At 72.4% G+C, this 18,343-nt stretch carries 20 protein-coding genes; 14 read left to right on the top strand and 6 right to left on the bottom strand.

The features are described from left to right. Nucleotides 1–9: 9 nt before the first annotated feature. Together eat and IE198_RS09635 are read right to left on the bottom strand one after the other, a co-directional pair. Nucleotides 10–1,476 carry an ethanolamine permease gene (gene eat, locus IE198_RS09640; protein ID WP_189884781.1) on the bottom strand — a complete coding sequence of 489 codons (1,467 nt, stop codon included), beginning with the start codon at nucleotides 1,474–1,476 and terminating at the stop codon, nucleotides 10–12. Between the two features lie 120 nt (nucleotides 1,477–1,596). After that, nucleotides 1,597–2,319, bottom strand: coding sequence for a FadR/GntR family transcriptional regulator (locus IE198_RS09635; protein ID WP_189885093.1), 723 nt, complete (start codon nucleotides 2,317–2,319; stop codon nucleotides 1,597–1,599). Between the two features lie 93 nt (nucleotides 2,320–2,412). On the opposite strand from IE198_RS09635, the gene IE198_RS09630 reads away from it, so the two are divergent. From IE198_RS09630 to IE198_RS09615, 4 genes are read left to right on the top strand one after another with little or no spacing between them, the layout of a single operon-like run. Beyond that, nucleotides 2,413–3,777 (top strand): glutamine synthetase family protein, encoded by a 1,365-nt coding sequence (locus tag IE198_RS09630; RefSeq protein ID WP_189884779.1) that lies wholly within the window; start codon nucleotides 2,413–2,415, stop codon nucleotides 3,775–3,777. A gap of 8 nt (nucleotides 3,778–3,785) precedes the next feature. Then, nucleotides 3,786–5,165: an aldehyde dehydrogenase family protein gene (locus IE198_RS09625; RefSeq protein WP_189884777.1), complete on the top strand. Its 1,380-nt coding sequence runs from the start codon at nucleotides 3,786–3,788 to the stop codon at nucleotides 5,163–5,165. A gap of 6 nt (nucleotides 5,166–5,171) precedes the next feature. Beyond that, entirely contained in the window at nucleotides 5,172–5,954 is a 783-nt protein-coding gene (locus IE198_RS09620) for a 3-oxoacyl-ACP reductase (RefSeq protein WP_189884776.1), read from the top strand. A gap of 31 nt (nucleotides 5,955–5,985) precedes the next feature. Continuing rightward, nucleotides 5,986–6,975 carry a DUF2510 domain-containing protein gene (locus tag IE198_RS09615; protein ID WP_189884775.1) on the top strand — a complete coding sequence of 330 codons (990 nt, stop codon included), beginning with the start codon at nucleotides 5,986–5,988 and terminating at the stop codon, nucleotides 6,973–6,975. Nucleotides 6,976–6,994: 19 nt separating this feature from the next. Here the strand turns inward: IE198_RS09615 and IE198_RS36320 are convergent, their stop codons facing one another. Beyond that, the gene (locus IE198_RS36320) at nucleotides 6,995–8,092 is read right to left on the bottom strand and encodes a MarR family transcriptional regulator (RefSeq protein ID WP_189884774.1); all 1,098 of its coding nucleotides are present in this window, start codon (nucleotides 8,090–8,092) and stop codon (nucleotides 6,995–6,997) included. On the opposite strand from IE198_RS36320, the gene IE198_RS09605 reads away from it, so the two are divergent. The 3 genes from IE198_RS09605 to IE198_RS36565 all read left to right on the top strand — a co-directional run bounded on the left by IE198_RS09605 (nucleotide 8,081) and on the right by IE198_RS36565 (nucleotide 9,644). Further along, nucleotides 8,081–9,091, top strand: a complete 1,011-nt coding sequence (locus IE198_RS09605; protein ID WP_506417277.1) for an EamA family transporter — start codon at nucleotides 8,081–8,083, stop codon at nucleotides 9,089–9,091. The genes IE198_RS36320 and IE198_RS09605 overlap by 12 nt on opposite strands. Next, nucleotides 9,015–9,194 carry an NAD(P)H-binding protein gene (locus tag IE198_RS36570; protein WP_373299811.1) on the top strand — a complete coding sequence of 60 codons (180 nt, stop codon included), beginning with the start codon at nucleotides 9,015–9,017 and terminating at the stop codon, nucleotides 9,192–9,194. The genes IE198_RS09605 and IE198_RS36570 overlap by 77 nt, the downstream gene beginning before the upstream one ends. Before the next feature lie 162 nt (nucleotides 9,195–9,356). Then, nucleotides 9,357–9,644 (top strand): NAD(P)-dependent oxidoreductase, encoded by a 288-nt coding sequence (locus IE198_RS36565; RefSeq protein ID WP_373299809.1) that lies wholly within the window; start codon nucleotides 9,357–9,359, stop codon nucleotides 9,642–9,644. An 18-nt stretch (nucleotides 9,645–9,662) separates the two neighbouring features. Here the strand turns inward: IE198_RS36565 and IE198_RS09595 are convergent, their stop codons facing one another. Together IE198_RS09595 and IE198_RS09590 are read right to left on the bottom strand one after the other, a co-directional pair. Then, complete coding sequence (locus IE198_RS09595) at nucleotides 9,663–10,865, bottom strand: amino acid deaminase/aldolase (protein ID WP_189884772.1); 1,203 nt, start codon at nucleotides 10,863–10,865, stop codon at nucleotides 9,663–9,665. Nucleotides 10,866–11,081: 216 nt separating this feature from the next. After that, entirely contained in the window at nucleotides 11,082–11,876 is a 795-nt protein-coding gene (locus IE198_RS09590) for a hypothetical protein (RefSeq protein WP_189884770.1), read from the bottom strand. A 325-nt stretch (nucleotides 11,877–12,201) separates the two neighbouring features. On the opposite strand from IE198_RS09590, the gene IE198_RS09585 reads away from it, so the two are divergent. The 3 genes from IE198_RS09585 to IE198_RS09575 are packed head-to-tail and all read left to right on the top strand — an operon-like array spanning nucleotide 12,202 to nucleotide 15,085. Then, nucleotides 12,202–13,128, top strand: coding sequence for a hypothetical protein (locus IE198_RS09585; RefSeq protein ID WP_229833805.1), 927 nt, complete (start codon nucleotides 12,202–12,204; stop codon nucleotides 13,126–13,128). Then, nucleotides 13,125–14,300 carry a type VII secretion-associated serine protease mycosin gene (gene mycP / locus IE198_RS09580; RefSeq protein WP_189884768.1) on the top strand — a complete coding sequence of 392 codons (1,176 nt, stop codon included), beginning with the start codon at nucleotides 13,125–13,127 and terminating at the stop codon, nucleotides 14,298–14,300. The genes IE198_RS09585 and mycP overlap by 4 nt, the downstream gene beginning before the upstream one ends. A 41-nt stretch (nucleotides 14,301–14,341) precedes the next feature. Continuing rightward, a complete protein-coding gene (locus tag IE198_RS09575; protein WP_189884766.1) occupies nucleotides 14,342–15,085 on the top strand; it encodes an SseB family protein in 744 nt (247 codons plus the stop codon). A gap of 8 nt (nucleotides 15,086–15,093) precedes the next feature. Here IE198_RS09575 and IE198_RS09570 read toward each other — a convergent pair whose 3' ends face one another. Beyond that, nucleotides 15,094–15,474, bottom strand: coding sequence for a DUF1844 domain-containing protein (locus IE198_RS09570; protein ID WP_189884764.1), 381 nt, complete (start codon nucleotides 15,472–15,474; stop codon nucleotides 15,094–15,096). 353 nt (nucleotides 15,475–15,827) lie between these two features. Between IE198_RS09570 and infC the strand changes: the two genes are divergently transcribed. The 4 genes from infC to IE198_RS09550 all read left to right on the top strand — a co-directional run bounded on the left by infC (nucleotide 15,828) and on the right by IE198_RS09550 (nucleotide 18,276). Then, nucleotides 15,828–16,478: a translation initiation factor IF-3 gene (gene infC / locus IE198_RS09565; RefSeq protein WP_189884762.1), complete on the top strand. Its 651-nt coding sequence runs from the start codon at nucleotides 15,828–15,830 to the stop codon at nucleotides 16,476–16,478. A 117-nt stretch (nucleotides 16,479–16,595) separates the two neighbouring features. After that, nucleotides 16,596–16,790, top strand: a complete 195-nt coding sequence (gene rpmI, locus IE198_RS09560) for a 50S ribosomal protein L35 (RefSeq protein WP_100106297.1) — start codon at nucleotides 16,596–16,598, stop codon at nucleotides 16,788–16,790. A gap of 101 nt (nucleotides 16,791–16,891) precedes the next feature. Continuing rightward, nucleotides 16,892–17,275: a 50S ribosomal protein L20 gene (gene rplT / locus IE198_RS09555; RefSeq protein WP_018103794.1), complete on the top strand. Its 384-nt coding sequence runs from the start codon at nucleotides 16,892–16,894 to the stop codon at nucleotides 17,273–17,275. Nucleotides 17,276–17,424: 149 nt separating this feature from the next. Further along, nucleotides 17,425–18,276: a TrmH family RNA methyltransferase gene (locus tag IE198_RS09550; protein ID WP_189884760.1), complete on the top strand. Its 852-nt coding sequence runs from the start codon at nucleotides 17,425–17,427 to the stop codon at nucleotides 18,274–18,276. Nucleotides 18,277–18,343: the final 67 nt, after the last annotated feature.

The following is an 18,343-nucleotide window of genomic DNA, read 5'->3' as shown; positions in this document are numbered from 1 at the left end:
CGACTCCGTTCACTTCCGTTCCAGTTCGGCCTCCGCGGCCGCAAGCGCCGCAAACTCCTCCTCCGGTGCCCGTGCCACCAGATGGTGGCGGCTGTAGAGCGCGAAATAGGCCAGCGCAACGGCGTACACACCGAGTGCCATGAACGCCGCGTCCTTGTCCACCAGGAACGTGGCCACCAACGCCGACAGCGCGAGCACGAAGGCGACCGAGGAGGTGGCGACGCCACCTGGCGTCCGGTACGGGCGGGGCAGCTCCGGCTCGCGGCGGCGCAGCACGATGTGCGAGAGCGCCATCAGCGCGTAGCTGATCGTCGCGCCGAAGACGGCGATGTTCAGCATCCGCGCACCGTTCCCGGTGCCCGCCGCGAGCGCGAAGCCGAGCGCGCCGGGGATCAGCAGCCCGAGGTAGGGGGACTTGCGGCGGCTGGTCAGGGAAAGGAAGCGGGGCAGGTATCCGGCGCGGGAGAGGGCGAAGAGCTGCCGGGAGCCCGCGTAGATGAGTGAGAAGAAGGAGGCGACGAGACCGGCGAGGCCCGCGTAGTTGACGAAGCGGCTCAGCGCGGTGGGATCACCGTCGCCCTGGAGTGCGACGACCAGAGGGTTGCCCGCCTCCTGGATGGCGGCGGAGCCGCGGGCGCCGCTCGCCGCGAAGAAGGTCAGCAGCGCGAGCAACACCAGGATGCCCATGGAGATCGCCAGCGCCTTCGGCATGGAGCGCACCGGGTCCTTCGCCTCCTCCGCCGCGAGCGGCACGCCCTCGACGCCGAGGAAGAACCACATGCCGAAGGGGAACGCGGCCCAGATGCCCAGCAGGCCGAACGGCAGCCAGGAGTTCGCGCCGTACGCGTCGTCGTCGACGGGAATGTCGTCGAGGCCGCCGACGGTGAACTCGGTGAACGCGCCCACCGCGAAGATCAGCAGTGCCGCGACCGCGACAGCGGTCACCACCAGGCTGAAACGCAGTGCCTCGCCGACCCCCCAGAGGTGGATGCCGATGAAGATCGCGAAGCACGCGAGATAGACCGGCCAGCCGGACTCGAGGCCGAAGAGTCCCAGCGATTCGACGTAGTCGCCGATGAAGATGGAGATCGCGGCGGGGGCGAGGATGTACTCGATGAGGATGGCGGTGCCGGTGAGGAAGCCGCCCCAGGTGCCGAGTGCGCGGCGGGCGAAGCCGTAGCCGCCGCCCGCGGTGGGCAGGATCGCGGAGAGTTCGGCGAGTGCGAAGACGAGACAGGCGTACATCGCGCCCATCAGCAGGGTGGCGACGGCGAGGCCGCCGAAGCCGCCCTTCGACAGTCCGATGTTCCAGCCGGAGAAGTCGCCGGAGACGACGTAGGCGACGCCGAGGCCGGTGAGCAGCAGCCAGCCGGCGCTGCCGCGGCGCAGGGTGCGCCGGTTCAGATAGGCGTCCCCTTCGGGTTCGGACGACGGGGGAGCAGTGGAGGGGGTGCGCGATGTGGTGCCTTCAGCCATGGTCGCTCCTGGCTCAGGTCAAAGGTTTGTGCGGACACCTTTGCGGCACTGGCGCGCCGACGCAAGCCCTGTGCGTAAAGCCGCTGTTACGGACCCCCGGGCCGCACCCCACCCCGCCCCTCACGGCAGGAAGCCCCGCAGCAGCGCAGCCGTCCCCTCGCAGTGCTCCCTCATCACTTCGCGCGCCGCGTCCGGATCGCCGTCCAGCACCGCCTCGACCAGGGCGGTGTGCTGATGCTGCGAGTGCTCCAGGTTGCGCACCAGCAGCGGTATGCAGTCGAGTAGATCGTTCAGTGTGGCCCGCACGGCCGCGTACTGCGCGGCGAGCGAGGCCGAGCCGGACAGTTCGGCCAGCGTCAGATGCAGCAGGGTGTCCTGTCTGCGGTACTCGGGCAAGGGCGCGTCGTGCGTCGCCGTCAGCGCCGTACGCAATCGCCGCGCGCCGTCGTCCGTCAGGCCGTGGGCGGCGCACAGGCCGGCCGCGCCCACCTCCAGCACCTCGCGGAAGCGCAGGGTGTCCTCGACGTCCACGCCCGCGACCCGTCGCCGCAGCTCCTCCTCGCCGGGGCTGTCGGGGCGGTGGAGCACGAATGTTCCTCCGTAGCGGCCGCGCCTGCTTTCCACCAGGCCCTGGTCGGTGAGCACCTTGAGCACTTCGCGCAGGGTGACCCGGCTGATGCCCATCCGCTCGGCCAGTTCCCGCTCGGCCGGCAGTCGCTCCCCGCCGGGGACCAGTCCGAGGCGCAGCAGCTGGAGGATCTGTTCGAGCGCCTCCTCGAAGCCGTTGCCCGCGCGTACCGGGCGCAGCACCGGTGTCAGCCGGTCCGTCGGCCCGCCCGTCATACCCGTCTTCGCCACCTCGCCGTTTCCCCTTCCCAAGCAATGGTCTCCAGCAATACCTTATGACTCCCGGCTGACCCAAGGAGGAACAATCCCGTGGCAGACCGACAACCACCGCTCGCCCTCGACGAGCTGCGTGCCCTCGTCGCGAGCGGCGAGATCGACACCGTCGTCCTGGCCTTCCCCGACATGCAGGGACGTCTCCAGGGCAAGCGGTTCGCCGCGCCCTTCTTCCTCGACGAGGTGGTCGAGCACGGCACCGAGGGCTGCAACTACCTCCTCGCCGTCGACACCGACATGAACACGGTCGACGGATACGAGATGTCGTCCTGGGACCGCGGTTACGGCGACTTCGCCATGCACCCCGATCTCACCACGCTGCGCCGGGTGCCCTGGAACGAGGGCACCGCACTCGTCGTCGCCGACCTGGCCTGGCACGACGGCTCGCCGGTGGTCGCCGCCCCCCGTCAGATCCTCCGCCGCCAGCTGGACCGCCTCGCGGAGCACGGCTGGACGGCGCACGTCGGCACGGAGCTCGAGTTCATCGTCTTCAAGGACACCTACGAACAGGCCTGGGACAGCGGGTACCACGGACTCACACCGGCCAATCAGTACAACATCGACTACTCGGTCCTCGGCACCGGCCGCATCGAACCCCTGCTGCGCCGCATCCGCAACGAGATGACCGGCGCCGGCCTGACCGTCGAGTCCGCCAAGGGCGAGTGCAACCCCGGCCAGCACGAGATCGTCTTCCGCTACGACGAGGCCCTCGTCACCTGCGACCAGCACGCCGTCTACAAGACCGGCGCGAAGGAGATCGCCGCCCAGGAGGGCGTCTCGCTCACCTTCATGGCCAAGTACAACGAGCGCGAGGGCAACTCCTGCCACATCCACCTGTCCCTGCAGAACGCCGACGGCGCAAACGTCATGGCCGGTGACGGTCCCGGCGGGATGTCGTCCGTCATGCGCCACTTCCTCGCGGGCCAGCTGGCGGCGCTGCGCGACTTCTCGCTGCTGTACGCGCCGACGGTCAACTCCTACAAGCGTTTCCGGCCCGGGTCCTTCGCCCCCACCGCCGTCGCCTGGGGATACGACAACCGCACCTGCGCCCTGAGGGTCGTCGGCCACGGACGCTCCCTGCGCTTCGAGAACCGGCTGCCGGGCGGCGACGTCAACCCGCACCTGGCCGTCGCCGCTCTCGTCGCCGCCGGTCTGCACGGCATCGAGCAGCAGCTCGAACTGCCCGAGGCGTGCGCCGGGAACGCCTACTCCGCCGACTACGAACACGTCCCCACCACCCTGCGCGAGGCCGCCGAGCTCTGGGAGACCAGCCCGATCGCCAAGGCCGCCTTCGGCGACGAGGTCGTCGCCCACTACCGCAACATGGCGCGCGTCGAACTCGACGCCTTCGACTCCGCGGTGACCGACTGGGAGCTCCGTCGCTCCTTCGAACGCATGTGAGGCTCCCCTTGCCAACCACGACATCCTTGGCGCACCACGACGTACTCGACCCCGCCACGGAAGAAGTCGTACGCACCGTCCCCGCGACCACACCGGCCGAGGTGGACGCCGCCGTCGCCCGCGCCGCGAAGGCCCAGCAGCACTGGGCGGCCGCCGCCCCGGCGGACCGGGCCCGGCTGCTGCGCCGCTTCGCCGCCGTCGTCGACGACCACATCGAGGAACTGGCCCGCCTTGAGGTCCGCGAGGCGGGCCACACCATCGGCAACGCCCGATGGGAGGCGGGCAACGTCCGCGACCTGCTCGACTACGCGGCGGGTGGAGTGGAACGGCTGAATGGCCGTCAGATCCCCGTACCCGGCGGGATGAACATCACTGTGCTCGAACCGCTCGGTGTCGTCGGCGTGATCGCACCGTGGAACTTCCCCATGCCGATCGCCGCCTGGGGCACCGCACCCGCCCTCGCCGCCGGGAACGCCGTGCTGCTGAAACCCGCGGAGACCACACCGCTCACCGCCCTGCGCCTCGCGGAACTCGCCCTGACAGCAGGCCTGCCCGAGCACCTCTTCCAAGTGCTGCCCGGAGCCGGGGACGTGGCCGGGAACGCGCTCGTCGAGCATCCTGGTGTGGCGAAGATCGTCTTCACCGGCTCCACCAGGGTCGGGAAGAGCATCATGGCCAAGTGCGCCGACCGCGTGAAACGGGTGACGCTCGAACTCGGCGGCAAGAGCCCCAACATCGTCTTCGCCGACTCCGACCTGGACGCCGCCGCGACCGCCACCCCCATGTCGTTCCTCGACAACAGCGGCCAGGACTGCTGCGCGCGCACCCGCATCCTCGTTCAGGCGTCCGTGTACGACCGCTTCCTCGGCCTGCTCGCCCCCGCCGTGGAGTCGGTCGTCGTCGGCGACCCGTCCGACGAGAGAACCCAGATGGGCCCGTTGATCTCCCGCAGCCAACTGGACCGTGTGCGCGGTTACGTCCCGGACGACGCCAAGGCGATCCGGGGCAGCGCGCCCGACGGGCCCGGCTTCTGGTTCCCGCCCACCGTGCTCACCGACATCGCCCCCGACGCGCCTGCCGCCTGCGAAGAGGTCTTCGGGCCAGTGGCCGTCGTGCTCCCCTTCGAGGACGAGGAGGACGCCGTACGGCTCGCGAACGCCACCGAGTACGGCTTGTCCGGGTCGGTCTGGACCCGCGACGTGGGCCGTGCCCTGCGGGTCTCCCGCTCCGTCCGGGCGGGCAACCTCTCCGTCAACTCCCACTCCAGCGTCCGCTACTGGACCCCGTTCGGCGGCTACAAGCAGTCCGGCCTCGGCCGTGAACTGGGCCCCGACGCGCTCACCGCTTTCACCGAGACCAAGAACGTCTTCATCAGCACGGAGGCCTGAGACACCATGACCGAGACCCCGCTCTGCCGCCGCCTCGCAGGCCGCACCGCAGTGATCACCGGCGCCGGAAGCGGCATCGGCCTGGCGGCCGCGCGCCGGCTCGCCGCAGAGGGCGCGAACGTCGTCTGCGGCGACATCGACGAGACGGCGGGCAAGGCGGCTGCCGACGAGGTCGGCGGCACCTTCGTACGCGTCGACGTCACCGACTCCGAGCAGGTGGAGGCCCTGTTCAAGACGGCGTACGACATCTACGGCAGCGTCGACGTCGCCTTCAACAACGCGGGCATCTCGCCGCCCGACGACGACTCGATCCTCACCACCGGCATCGAGGCGTGGCGGCGGGTCCAGGAGGTCAACCTCACCTCCGTCTACCTCTGCTGCAAGGCCGCCATCCCCTACATGCAGCGCCAGGGCCGGGGCTCCATCATCAACACCGCCTCCTTCGTGGCGATCATGGGCGCCGCCACCTCCCAGATCTCCTACACGGCCTCCAAGGGCGGTGTGCTCGCGATGTCACGCGAGCTCGGCGTCCAGTTCGCCCGCGAGGGCATCCGGGTCAACGCGCTGTGCCCGGGGCCCGTCAACACCCCGCTGCTGCAGGAACTGTTCGCCAAGGACCCTGAGCGCGCCGCACGCCGGCTGGTGCACATCCCGGCCGGACGTTTCGCGGAGGCGGACGAGATCGCAGCCGCCGTCGCCTTCCTCGCCAGTGACGACTCGTCGTTCGTCAATGCGACGGACTTCCTGGTCGACGGCGGCATCTCCGGGGCTTATGTGACCCCTGTTTAGGCAGACCCCCCGCCGCCCATAGGGTGGTGTGATGAGCATGACGACGCCGCCCGGCTGGTACCCGGACCCCCAGGCGCCCCACACCGAACGCTGGTGGGACGGCACGGCCTGGACCGCGCATTCCCGTGCGGCCCAGGCCGCCGGCGGTGCGGAGGGCCTGGCCCAGATCCAGTCGTACGGGCCGGGCCAGTCGTACGGGCCACCGCAGCCGCACACCGTTCCGATGCAGCAGGCGGGCGCCGCGGACGGTGCCGGCGGCAACAGGCGGCTGATCGCACTGGCCGCCGTCGGCCTGGTACTCGTCGCCGCGGTCGCCGGCGGCGCCGTGCTCCTCGGCAGGGACGACGGCGGGTCCACTCCCGAGGCCGCGCCGAGCACCGCAGCCGAGACGGCCCCTGCCACGGCGGACCCGAAGAACAGCGCGAGTCCGTCGCCCACCGATGCGGCGGACGCCACGGTCCTCGAGGACCAGCTCAACGGCATCACCCTTGCCATCCCGGACGGCTGGGTACGCGCGGACAGCTCCCTCGAGGAGGGCGCGACGATCTACACGGACGAGACCTACGACTGCCCCGCAGGCGGGTCCTCCCTCTGCCGGCACGCCCGGGTGTCGTCGCTGGCGGCGAACAGCCCGTCACCCGACGCCACGGCCAAGACCCTGGCCGAACAGGACGTCGAGCGGGCCGCGGACGCCGTGTACGGGGAGGACAGGCTCCGCAACCGCCCCCACGGCGGCATCACGTCCCACAAGGTCCTCAAGTCGCAGAACTTCGCGGTCGCGGGCAAGGCCGGCTACCTGGTGCGCTGGCAGGTCGTCACCGGTGCGGGGCCCGGCGGCTACGTCCAGACCATCGCCTTCCCCTCGCCCGTGGGCACCGGGGCGCTGATGGTCGTCCGCTTCGCCTTCGACGCCGGCCCGTCAGCGCCCGGGCTCGACGTGATGGACGAGATCGCGGCGAGCATCCGACCCGTCGGCGACACCACCGGCGGCGGCGTCGGCAGCAGCATCGGCCCGGGCTGACGGCCCGCGGCGGCCGTCCCTAACGCTCGCCGTCCCGCCGCCGGTCCTTGGCCAGGGCCCGGTAGAGCGAGGCGGTCGAGGGGTGTTGTCCCGCGTTCCTGCCGGCTGCGATGGTCAGCCGCTGGGCGATCTCGGACACCGGCACCCCCTGGTCCCGCAGTGAGCGCGCCCGGGCCAGCATGTCGTCGTCGATCACCTTGGGCCGGCCACCTCCGCGAGGCGACCGCTTCCGCGCCTGGAGCCTGGATCCGCGGTCCAGTTCGGCGGCCTCGGCCAGGACCCCGAAGAGGCCGGCGCCCGTCTCATGAGGATCGTGCACCCCGCGCAGCGGGCCCGTGAGGATCTCCAGCCCGATGCCGTGCTCGCGCAGTTCGACGGCGACGGCCGCGAGCCCGGCGGAGGTCCGCGCGAGGAGTCCGAGTTCCCTCACGGTCAGGACGACGGGCCGCTCCGGTGCGGTCCGCCCGATGTCGCGGGCGATCGCCAGGGCACGATCCAGCTCCGGCCGGCCCTCCGTGGCATCGCTCTCACCGCCGTACTCGATGCGGATCGGCCGATTCAGCGTCCGGGGCTCGGTCGCGGCAGTTTCGCAAAATTCGTTCTCATAACTGAGAATCTCCTCGGCGACCGTGTCCCCCAGGGACTCCAGCAGACCGCGCAGCGTGCCTGCCAGGGTCCGGCGTTCGGCATCGGTCAGTGCGGCCAGCACCCGGTTCTCGGTCGCCAGATGGTCGGGCAGCGTCCGGTCGACGAGCGACCTCCCCTCTTCGGTGAGTTCGACGTGCACCACCCGGCGGTCCGACTCGCTGGGGGTCCGTGTGACCAGCCCGCGCGCCTCGAGACGGTCCAGACGCTGGGTGATGGCGCCCGACGTGACCATCGCGGACCGCATCAGCCCGGCGGGCGAGAGCCGGTGCGCGGGCCCGCTGCGCCGCAGGGTCGCCAGGACGTCGAAGGAGGCGCGGTCGAGGCCGTGTTCGGCGAAGGTGCGGGCGAGCTCCGTGCCGATCAGTCGCCCGGCCCGGGAGAGCCGGCCGATCACGGCCATCGGTGACACATCGAGATCGGGCCGCTGTGCACCCCACTGCCTCAGGACGAGATCGACATGGTCTGCCATGGGGCCAGTCTAGGCCTTTGCTTAGCGATGAGGTACATTGCCTTAGTGCTAAGCAACCGGGCGAGAATCGTCCTCGTCACCGCACTCGCACCCGCCATCTGGGGCACCACCTACCTCGTCACCACCGAACTGCTGCCCCCTGACCGACCGTTGCTCGCCGCCCTCGTACGGGCCCTGCCTGCAGGACTCCTGCTCTTGGCCGTCACCCGGCAGCTGCCGCGCGGCGGGTGGTGGTGGCGCGCGTTCGTGCTCGGCGCGTTGAACATAGGGCTGTTCCTCGCACTGCTCTTCGTCGCCGCGTACCGGCTGCCGGGGGGCGTCGCCGCGACAGTCGGAGCCGTACAGCCGCTGCTCGCCGCCGGACTGTCCGCGGGTCTCCTCGGCGAGCGGCTGTCGCCGCGCACCGTCCTCGCCGGGTTGGCCGGCGTCGGCGGGGTCAGCCTGCTCGTGCTGCGCGCCGACGCACGGCTGGATCCCGTCGGTGTCGCCGCCGCCCTCGGCGGAGCGCTCGTCATGGCGGTCGGGGTCGTCCTCGCCAAGCGCTGGACATCGCCCGCACCGCTGCTCGCGACCACCGGCTGGCAGCTCGTCGCCGGCGGCCTGCTGCTGCTCCCCGTCGCGCTCGCCGTGGAAGGCCCGCCGCCGGCCGCCCTCACCGGGGCGAACCTCGCGGGCTACGCCTACCTCTCGATCATCGGCGCCGCCGTCGCCTACGCGCTCTGGTTCCGCGGCATCCGGGCGCTGCCGCCCACGGCCGTCTCGTTCCTCGGGCTGCTCAGCCCCGTGGTCGCCACGCTCCTCGGCATGGCGGTTCTCGGTCAGCAGCTGAACCTTCTGCAGGCCGTCGGCGGACTCGTCGTCCTCGGTGCCCTCGTCGCCGCGCAGACCACCAACACCCGTCGTCACAAGGAGAAGTCGGACCATGCGCATCACCGTGTTCGGAGCAGCGGGGAACGTCGGACGCCGGACGGTGGCGGAAGCCCTGTCCCGAGGCCATGACGTCACCGCCGTCGTACGCCACCGGCACGCGCGGCCGGTCTGCCCGCCGCCGCACGCCGACGGATCGGCGACGCCGCGGACGCCGAGTCCGTCGCCGCCCTGAGCACCGGCCGGCAGCTCGTGATCGGCGCCACCCGACCGGCGCCGGGGCGGGAGCAGGAGCTCCGCCGCGGCGCTGCTGGCCGGAACGGCCCGCGCCGGCGTACGGCTACTCGTCGTCGGCGGCGCGGCGACCCTCACCCTGCCGGGCGGGTCCGGCTCCACCGTGGTCGACGACCCGGGCTTCCCGGCCGACTTGCGACCCATCGCCGCCGCTTGCGCCGCCCAGCTCGACCTCTGCCGTGCCGACACCTCGGCGGACTGGGTCTACCTCAGCCCGCCCGCCCTCCTGGAGCCCGGCGAGCGGACGGGCACCTACCGGCTCGGCACCGACGAACTGCTCGTCGACGCCCGGGGCACCTCCGCCATATCGATGGAGGACTTCGCGGTCGCGCTGCTCGACGAGGCCGAGCTGCCGAAGCACCGCCGCACGCGGTTCACCGTCGCCCACTGAACCCGGCTCTCCCGGAGCTCAGAGGAAGGTGCGTCCCTCGCCCCGGTACGTCGGCACGGTGCCGGTCACCCGGTCGCCCTCGACGAGATGCAGACTGTCGAAACGCTCGCACAGCTCACCGGCCTTGGCGTGCCGGAACCACACCTTGTCGCCGATCAGCAGATCGTCGGCCTGCGGCCCCAGCAGCGGGGTCTGCACCTCCCCGGCCCCCTCCCTGGGGTCGTAGCGCAGGCCCTCCGGCAGATACGGGACGGGCAGCCGGTCCCGGCCGGCCGCGCCGGAAGCGGGATAGCCGCCACCGAGTACGGTCACCGCGCCCACGCCCGGGCGGCGCACCACCGGCTGGGCGAACAGCGCGGCCGGACGGCCGGTGAACGACGTGTAGTTGTCGAACAACCGCGGTACGTAGAGGCCGGACCCGGCGGCGATCTCGGTGACGGCGTCCTCCGCGGCCGTGTGCTGCACACTGCCGGTGCCGCCGCCGTTGACGAACTCCAGCTCCGGCGCCACGGCCCGCACCGTCCGCACCACAGTGGCCCGGCGTGAGGCGAGCTCCTTACGGGCCGCGCGCTGCATCAGCCGTACGGCACGCGAACGCACGGGCGAACCGGCCACCGAGTCACCCACCCCGGCGACATGGCCCTCGTACGCCATCAGCCCCACCAGACGAAAACCCGGCCGGCGCGCGACCGAACGGGCCAACTCGGCCAGCTGAGCGGGCTCACGCAGCGGAGAACGCCGCGCTCCGACCCGGACGCGGCCGCCCAACAGATGCAGAGCAGTGTCCAGTTCGAGACAGATCCGGATCTCCTCCGCGCCGCCCGAACGAGCCCGGTCGACGAGTTCCAGTTGCGCCGGGTCGTCGACCATCACCGTCACGGCGGCGGCGAGCTTGGGGTCGCCCGCGAGCTCGGCGAAACCGGCGCGGTCCGCGGACGGGTAGGCGAGCAGTACGTCCTGGAAACCGGCCCGGGCCAGCCAGATCGACTCGTCCAGCGTGAACGACATGATCCCCGCGAACCCGTCCATGGCCAGCACCCGCTCCAGCAGCGCCCGGCAGCGCAGCGACTTGCTGGCGACCCGGATCGGCTTGCCTCCGGCCCGCCGCACCAGATCTCCGGCATTGGCGTCGAACGCCTCGAGATCGACGATCGCGAGCGGCGCGTCGAGATGCGCGGTGGCCCTGTCGTAGCGGGCCCGGTCAGCGGCGCGGGGAGTCATGGCCTGAGCCTGCCAGACATGATTACCCCGGGGTAGGGGATGTTCTGGGCAGATCCCCACGGACCACAGGCACGTGGCCTACGCCACCGGTGGTGGCCGTTAGAGTGACGGGCACGAGGTGATGAACGCGCCTGCCCCGCACGGTGATCCGTCGGCGGGAGCTGGTTGAGCAACGGGGGGTGGCATGAGCACGGAGGCGCAGCGCCCTTCCGGCCCTCAGCCCCCGCCCCGCTCCCGCATCGCCGACGCCCTCCTGCCCCCCGACGACGCCCCGGCGCAGCCGTCCACGAACCCGGCCGTCCCCGGCGCGCCGGCGCGGCCGGCGGACGTGGCGCCTGCGGCCGTCACGGTGCCGCCACCCGCGGCCCCGGCACGACCCGGCCCGCCGACGTCGCCTCCGCGCACCTCTGCGCCGCCGCCCCGTGCCGGGTACGCGGGACCGACCGGTCCTTCGCCCGTCGCCACGCCCGCCCGCTCGGCCGGCTCGGAGCGTCCAGCCGGCCCGCAGTCGCGCACGGCCCCGGGCCACCCCGCGGGTCCGGTGCCCCCGCACCAGGTGCCGGCCTCCCGGGCGGGAGACCCGGTGGAGCCGGCTACCTCCGCGGACGCGCCGGCCGTCCCGCCGGGCTCGGCCCACCCCGGAAGTCCGGCGTCCCGGTCCCTCGGCGCAGAGGAGGCGATGCGGCGCCCCGAGGTGGATGCAATCGCGCCGCCCTCTGCCCACTCGACGGCGGCGCGGCCCGTTCCGGGCGTCGCCGTGCCCGCCCGCTCGGCCGGCTCGAGGCCTCCCGCGGGTCCCGTGGCGCCGTCGGCGGAGGTGCCCGGCACGGCCGCCCGCGCCGAGAGCCCCCTGTCCCTTCCGCCCGCCCGGCCGGCCTCGCTCCCGCAGCCGCCCACCGTGCCGCCGTCCCGGACGGGAAGCGCCGCCGCGACTGCGGATCCGGCCGTGCCCGCCCGTCCGGCAGCGCCGCCGCGCCACACTTCCGTGCCGCCCTCGCGGGCCGAAGGCACGGCCGTGTCGCCGCCGGGGCCGCCCGCCGCCGCACGTGGATCGGCACACCCCGGCGCGGGCGCTGCTGCGCCGACTGCCGGTACCCCGGCCCCCGGTCCCGACGTCGAGTCGTCGCGCGGCAAAGACCCACGGGCCTCTCGGCCCGGCCCGGGTGCAGGCGCGCCCGAGCGGCCGGCGGGCCCGGCACCCGGCGCCGGTCCGGCCGCCGCCGGCGACGGGGCGATCCCCGACGTCGAGACCACCACCCGGCTCCGGCCGATCGCCGACGGGCCGGTGCCCCCGCCGCGCCCCGCGCGGTCGACGCGGCCCGTCGGGAGCGTCGACATGACGCCGCGGCCCGGTGCGCCGCGGCCGCCGGTGCAGACGTGGATCCCGCCGGAGACCCCGGCCGAGATGACCACCCGGCTGCGCCCGGTCCGCACGCGCCGTCCCGCGCGGACCGTCGGGGCCATCGCCTCCGTCGTGCTCGGGCTGGGGCTGATCGGCGGTGCCGTCACCGGCACCTGGCTGACCGGGGACTCGAGCGCCGACACCCCCGAGCGCGCCACCTACGCCCATGTGCGCTCCGCCTGGCACAGCGTTCCGGTGGACACCCTCTTCCCGCGCACCCTCACCGGCGACAACGTCGGCCCGGGCGGTGCCGACCGGGAGTGGACCCGGATCGCGGTCGCGCCCGACAGCGGCTGCGCGGCCGCGCTCGACCCGCTGCTCACCAAGGCGCTCGAGCCCGTCGGCTGTGCCCGCGTACTGCGCGCCACGTACACGGACGCGACCGCCAGCAGCGTCACCACCGTCGGGCTCGTCTTCACGGAGGCGGACGAGAAGGGGATGCTCGCCCTGCACAACCGGTTCACGACCGAGTCGCTGGGGGAGCGCACCGACCTCATGCCCCTCACCCTCCCGGCAAAGGGCACCGTCGCCGCCGGCTTCGGCAGCGCCCAGCGCGCCAGCTGGACGATCAAGGTCGTGACCGAGGCGCCGGTCGTCGTCTACGCGGTCTCCGGCTTCGCCGACGGCCGTGCCGTGAGCGACCCCCAGCCGGCCGACGAGGCCCAGGCCAAGGGCGCCACGAGCGCTCCCGCGCAGGCCGGGCTCGGCCACGAGGCCGCCGGTGTCGCACAGCGCATCGAGCAGGGACTGCGCAGCGCCGTGGGCCGGAGCAAGGACGACGGCAGCGACGGGGGCCAGGCGCGGAGCAGGGACCGGGCCGCGGGCCGGACCACGGACGATGTACTGGGGACGGTCCGATGAGAAGACGCCACCACGGCCGCCGCCTCCTCGCAGCGCTCGCCGCCACCGCCTTCGTCGTGCTGCCCGCGGCGCCCGCGCACGCCGATGCCATCCGGGGCCAGCAGTGGAGCCTCGAGGCCATGCACACCGAGCAGGCGTGGCAGACCTCCAAGGGCGAGGGCGTGACCGTCGCCGTGCTCGACACGGGAGTAGACGACCAGCACCCCGACCTGGCCGGTTCCGTGCTGCCCGGCAAGGACTTCATCGGGTTCGGCGCCGGACGCGGCGACCGGTCCTGGGCCCGGCACGGCACCGCGATGGCCGGCATCGTCGCCGGTCACGGCCACGGCCCGGGCCAGGAGTCCGGCGTGCTCGGCATCGCCCCCGAGTCGAAGATCCTGCCGGTCCGGGTCATCCTCGAGGGCAGCGACAAGGCCCGAGACAGGGCCCGCAAGACCCGCGGCACCGCCCTCGCCCAGGGCATCCGCTGGGCGGCCGACCACGGCGCCGACGTCATCAACCTCTCCCTCGGCGACGACAGCGAGTCGGCCCACCCCGAGGCCGGCGAGGACGCGGCCGTCCAGTACGCCCTGTCGAAGGGCTCGGTCGTCGTCGCCTCCGCGGGCAACGGCGGTGAGAAGGGCGACCACATCTCGTACCCCGCCGCCTACCCGGGGGTCATCGCGGTGACCGCCGTCGACCGCTGGGGCACCCACGCGTCGTTCTCGACGCGGCGCTGGTACGCCACCGTCAGCGCCCCGGGCGTCAACATCGTCATCGCCGACCCCGACCGCCGCTACTACGAGGGCTGGGGCACCAGCGCGGCGGCGGCCTTCGTGTCCGGCGCGGTCGCCCTCGTGCGATCCGCGCATCCCGACCTGAGGCCCGCCCAGATCAAAAAGCTCCTCATCGACACCGCACGCGACGCTCCCGAGGGCGGCCGTGACGACGCCAAGGGCTACGGCATGGTCGACCCGGCCGCGGCGATCGCCGAGGGCGCGAAGCTGCGCCCCGCCGACTTGAAGACGGCTCACGCGGGCTACGGCAAGGAGTACTTCGGGCCCGGCCCGGAGCCCGCCGACGAGGACGGTGGCTCCGTCGGCTGGCCGGCCGCGGCCGCCGGCGGTGTCGGTGCCCTGCTGCTGGCCACGGCCGTCGCCCTGTGGCGGGGTGGCCGCACCCACCGCCCCTGACCGTGCGCGGGCGCCCGCCGCCAGGACGTTAGGCTCGTCGGGTGGCGCTCAAGAACATTCCCGATCCCGGTTTCTCCGACGACGACGGCACTGCCGACCCGGCCCTGGAGGCGGCTCTCGCCGCCTGGTCCGAGGACCGCACCGCCGAACAGCCGGTCCTCGAGGCGCTTCGGGGCGCCCGGCTCCTGGTTCCCGTCGTCGCCGTGCTCGGCGAGGTCGAGGAGGACGCGGAGACCGGGCTGCGCCGTGAGAAGACCAGCGACATGGCCGTGCCGACGCTCACGGCCGGCTCCCGCCGCGCGCTCCCGGCGTTCACCTCGATCGCGTCGCTCGCCCGCTGGAACCCCGAGGCCCGCCCCGTCGCCGTGCCGCTGCACCAGGCGCTGCAGGCCGCCGCCCACGAGAAGGCGGACACCCTCGTGCTGGACCTGGCCGGGCCCGTGCCGTACCAGCTGACCGGTCCTGCCCTGCTCGCCCTCGCCGAGGGCCGCACGAGCTCCGCCCCGCTCGCCGATCCCGCGGTCACCGAGGTGCTGCGGAAGGTGCTCGCCGCGGAGCCCGCGGTGCTGCGCGCACACCTCGGCCCCGGCCGGGACGCCGACGGGACGCTCGCGCTCGTGGTCGCGGCGGACACGGCGCCCGCGGAGGCCGGCCGGCGCGTGGCGCAGGCGCTGGCGGCCGACGACGTACTGAGGGCCCGCCTGGTGCGGGGAATCGACCTGGCGCTGCTGCCGGCCGGGGCCACCGCTCCGGGCGAGCCCTTCTACGTAAAGGAACAGGGGTAACCGAAGGGTCAGCCGTAGACCGGACCGGTGTACTTCTCCCCGGGGCCCTGACCCGGCTCGTCCGGCACCAGCGACGCCTCACGGAAGGCGAGCTGCAGGGACTTCAGCCCGTCCCGCAGCGGTGCCGCGTGGAAGGAGCTGATCTCCGTCGTACTGGCGTCCAGCAGACCGGCGAGGGCGTGGACCAGCTTGCGGGCCTCGTCGAGGTCCTTGTGGTCCTCGGCGTCCTCGGTCAGGCCGAGTTTCACCGCTGCCGCGCTCATCAGGTTCACCGCGACCGTGACGATCACCTCGACGGCCGGGACCTCGGCGATGTCACGCGTCATGGCGTCGAAGTCGGGCGATTCGGGTGATCCCGGCGTTTCATTGGGGGAGGTCGCGTCACTCATGAGGCACACGATATGCCCCGTCGCCCGCGCCCCTGGTCCGACCGCCGGTTAGCCGCATCCCCCGGGAGCTGCTAACCTTGTGTGACGACCGGCTGGACACCTGAGTGCCCGGCCCACAAGTGGAGGCTCCGATCTCCCACCTGACCGTCCTCCGGGACGGCGGGTCACCGGTCAGGCGGCCGCCATCGTTCCGTACGGACGATGGAGTCGCCCGATGTGCGCCCCGCGGTTGACCGCGGCGGTGCTCCGGTATTCGAGGAGCTGCCGCCTGTGTCCCGTCCGGGGCGTTTTTGACGTCTCCGTTCGGTTGGTCCGATGAAACAGACGTATGCGCGGCTGTCTGCCAGGCATCCGTGTGGTGCTACTTAGGAGGATCCATCAGCGCCGAGCCCCGCATCAACGACCGGATTCGCGTTCCCGAAGTGCGACTTGTCGGTCCCAGCGGCGAGCAGGTCGGGATTGTTCCGCTTGCCAAGGCCCTTGAGCTTGCTCAGGAGTACGACCTCGACCTCGTCGAGGTGGCGGCGAACGCCCGCCCGCCCGTGTGCAAGCTCATGGACTACGGGAAGTTCAAGTACGAGTCGGCCATGAAGGCCCGTGAGGCGCGCAAGAACCAGGCGCACACGGTCATCAAGGAGATGAAGCTCCGGCCGAAGATCGACCCGCACGACTACGACACCAAGAAGGGTCACGTCGTCCGGTTCCTCAAGCAGGGTGACAAGGTCAAGATCACGATCATGTTCCGTGGTCGTGAGCAGTCCCGCCCTGAGCTTGGCTTCCGTCTGCTGCAGCGTCTCGCGGCGGACGTCGAGGACCTCGGCTTCATCGAGTCGAACCCGAAGCAGGACGGCCGGAACATGATCATGGTTCTTGGCCCCCACAAGAAGAAGACCGAGGCCATGGCCGAGGCCCGTGAGGCCCAGGCCGCACGCAAGGCGGAGCGCCAGGGCTCTCAGGAGGACGAGGGCACGGACGCCCCGGCCGACACAACCTCCGAGGCGTGACCCAGGGGCTGCCCCGTGGCAGCCCCGGACCCGCCCGGAACCACAACCAAGTTCTGACGCTCCCGCTGTCCGGTGCTTGCACCGGGGGAGCGCCACTGATGAGGAGATAACGGCGCGATGCCGAAGAACAAGACGCACAGCGGTGCCAAGAAGCGCTTCAAGATCACCGGCTCCGGCAAGGTGCTCCGCGAGCGTGCCGGCAAGCGCCACCTGCTCGAGCACAAGCCGTCCACGCTGACGCGTCGCCTCACGGGCAACGCGGAGATGGCTCCGGCCGACGCCAAGAAGATCAAGAAGCTTCTCGGCAAGTGACGTCCGTGTCCCCGGTGACGGGGACGGGACGCCGAGACCGGGACCGATTCGTTTCCGGGTCGTGTGAGGACAACCACGGCCCCGCTACAAGGAGTTAACAAGTGGCACGCGTCAAGCGGGCAGTCAACGCCCACAAGAAGCGCCGGGCGATCCTCGAGCAGGCCAGCGGTTACCGCGGTCAGCGTTCGCGCCTGTACCGCAAGGCCAAGGAGCAGGTCACCCACTCCCTGGTCTACAACTACAACGACCGCAAGAAGCGCAAGGGCGACTTCCGTCAGCTGTGGATCCAGCGCATCAACGCCGCTGCCCGCCAGAACGGCATGACGTACAACCGCCTCATCCAGGGTCTGAAGGCCGCCAACATCGAGGTGGACCGCAAGATCCTGGCCGAGCTCGCCGTGAACGACGCCAATGCGTTCGCCGCGCTCGTCGAGGTCGCGCAGAAGGCACTGCCGAGCGACGTCAACGCCCCCAAGGCTGCCTGACGCCCGCACGGAGCCGACCGGACCCGCAGGCCTCGGCCTGCGGGTCCGGCGTGTTCCGGCACACCGGACCCGCAGGCCGAGGCCGGCGGGCGACCGCCGCGTTCCGCATCCTCCCCGACCGGACCCGTGAGAGAGAGCCGTCGAGCCGCATGCCGACCCCCGAGCTGATCTCCCCCCGCTCCCCCCGCGTCACCGCCGCACGGCGGCTGGCCAAGCGCAACTTCCGGGGGAAGGACCGCCTGTTCATCGCCGAGGGGCCGCAGGCCGTCCGGGAGGCCGTCGCCCACCGTGGACCGGGCGGCGAGGCGACGCTGGTCGAGCTGTTCACCACCGTCGAGGCCGCGGAGCGCTACGCCGACATCGTCGACGCCGCCCGCGCCGCCGGAGCCCGCGTCCACCACGCCGCGGACAGCGTGCTCGCCGAGGTCTCCCAGACCGTCACCCCGCAGGGGCTCGTCGGTGTCTGCCGGTTCCTCGACTCGCCCTTCGAGGACATCCTGGCCGCCCGGCCCAGGCTCGTCGCCGTGCTCGCCAACGTCCGCGACCCCGGGAACGCCGGCACCGTACTGCGTTGCGCGGACGCCGCCGGCGCGGACGCCGTGGTCCTCACGGACGCATCGGTCGACCTCTACAACCCCAAGTCCGTAAGGGCGTCGGTCGGTTCGCACTTCCACCTGCCGGTCGCCGTGGGCGTCCCCGTCGAACGGGCCGTCCAGGGGCTGCGTGAGGCGGGCGTGCGGGTGCTCGCCGCCGACGGGGCGGGCGAGGACGACCTCGACGACGAGCTCGACGCCGGCACCATGGGCGGACCCACCGCGTGGATCTTCGGCAACGAGGCCTGGGGGCTGCCGGAGGAGACCCGTGCGCTCGCTGACGCGGTCGTGCGCGTCCCGATCCACGGAAAGGCCGAGAGCCTGAACCTGGCGACCGCCGCGGCCGTATGTCTCTACGCGTCGGCGCGCGCCCAGCGCGCCGGGGCGAAGGGCGCCCCCGCAGGCTGAGCACCACTCGCTCAGGGGGTCGGCGACGTCACTTTCAGCTAGTAGGGTGACGCACTCGGGGGCCCAC

The organism is Streptomyces xantholiticus, assembly GCF_014651015.1.
GTDB classification, from domain to species: domain Bacteria; phylum Actinomycetota; class Actinomycetes; order Streptomycetales; family Streptomycetaceae; genus Streptomyces; species Streptomyces xantholiticus.
This window is presented reverse-complemented; position numbering and strand designations above follow the sequence as displayed.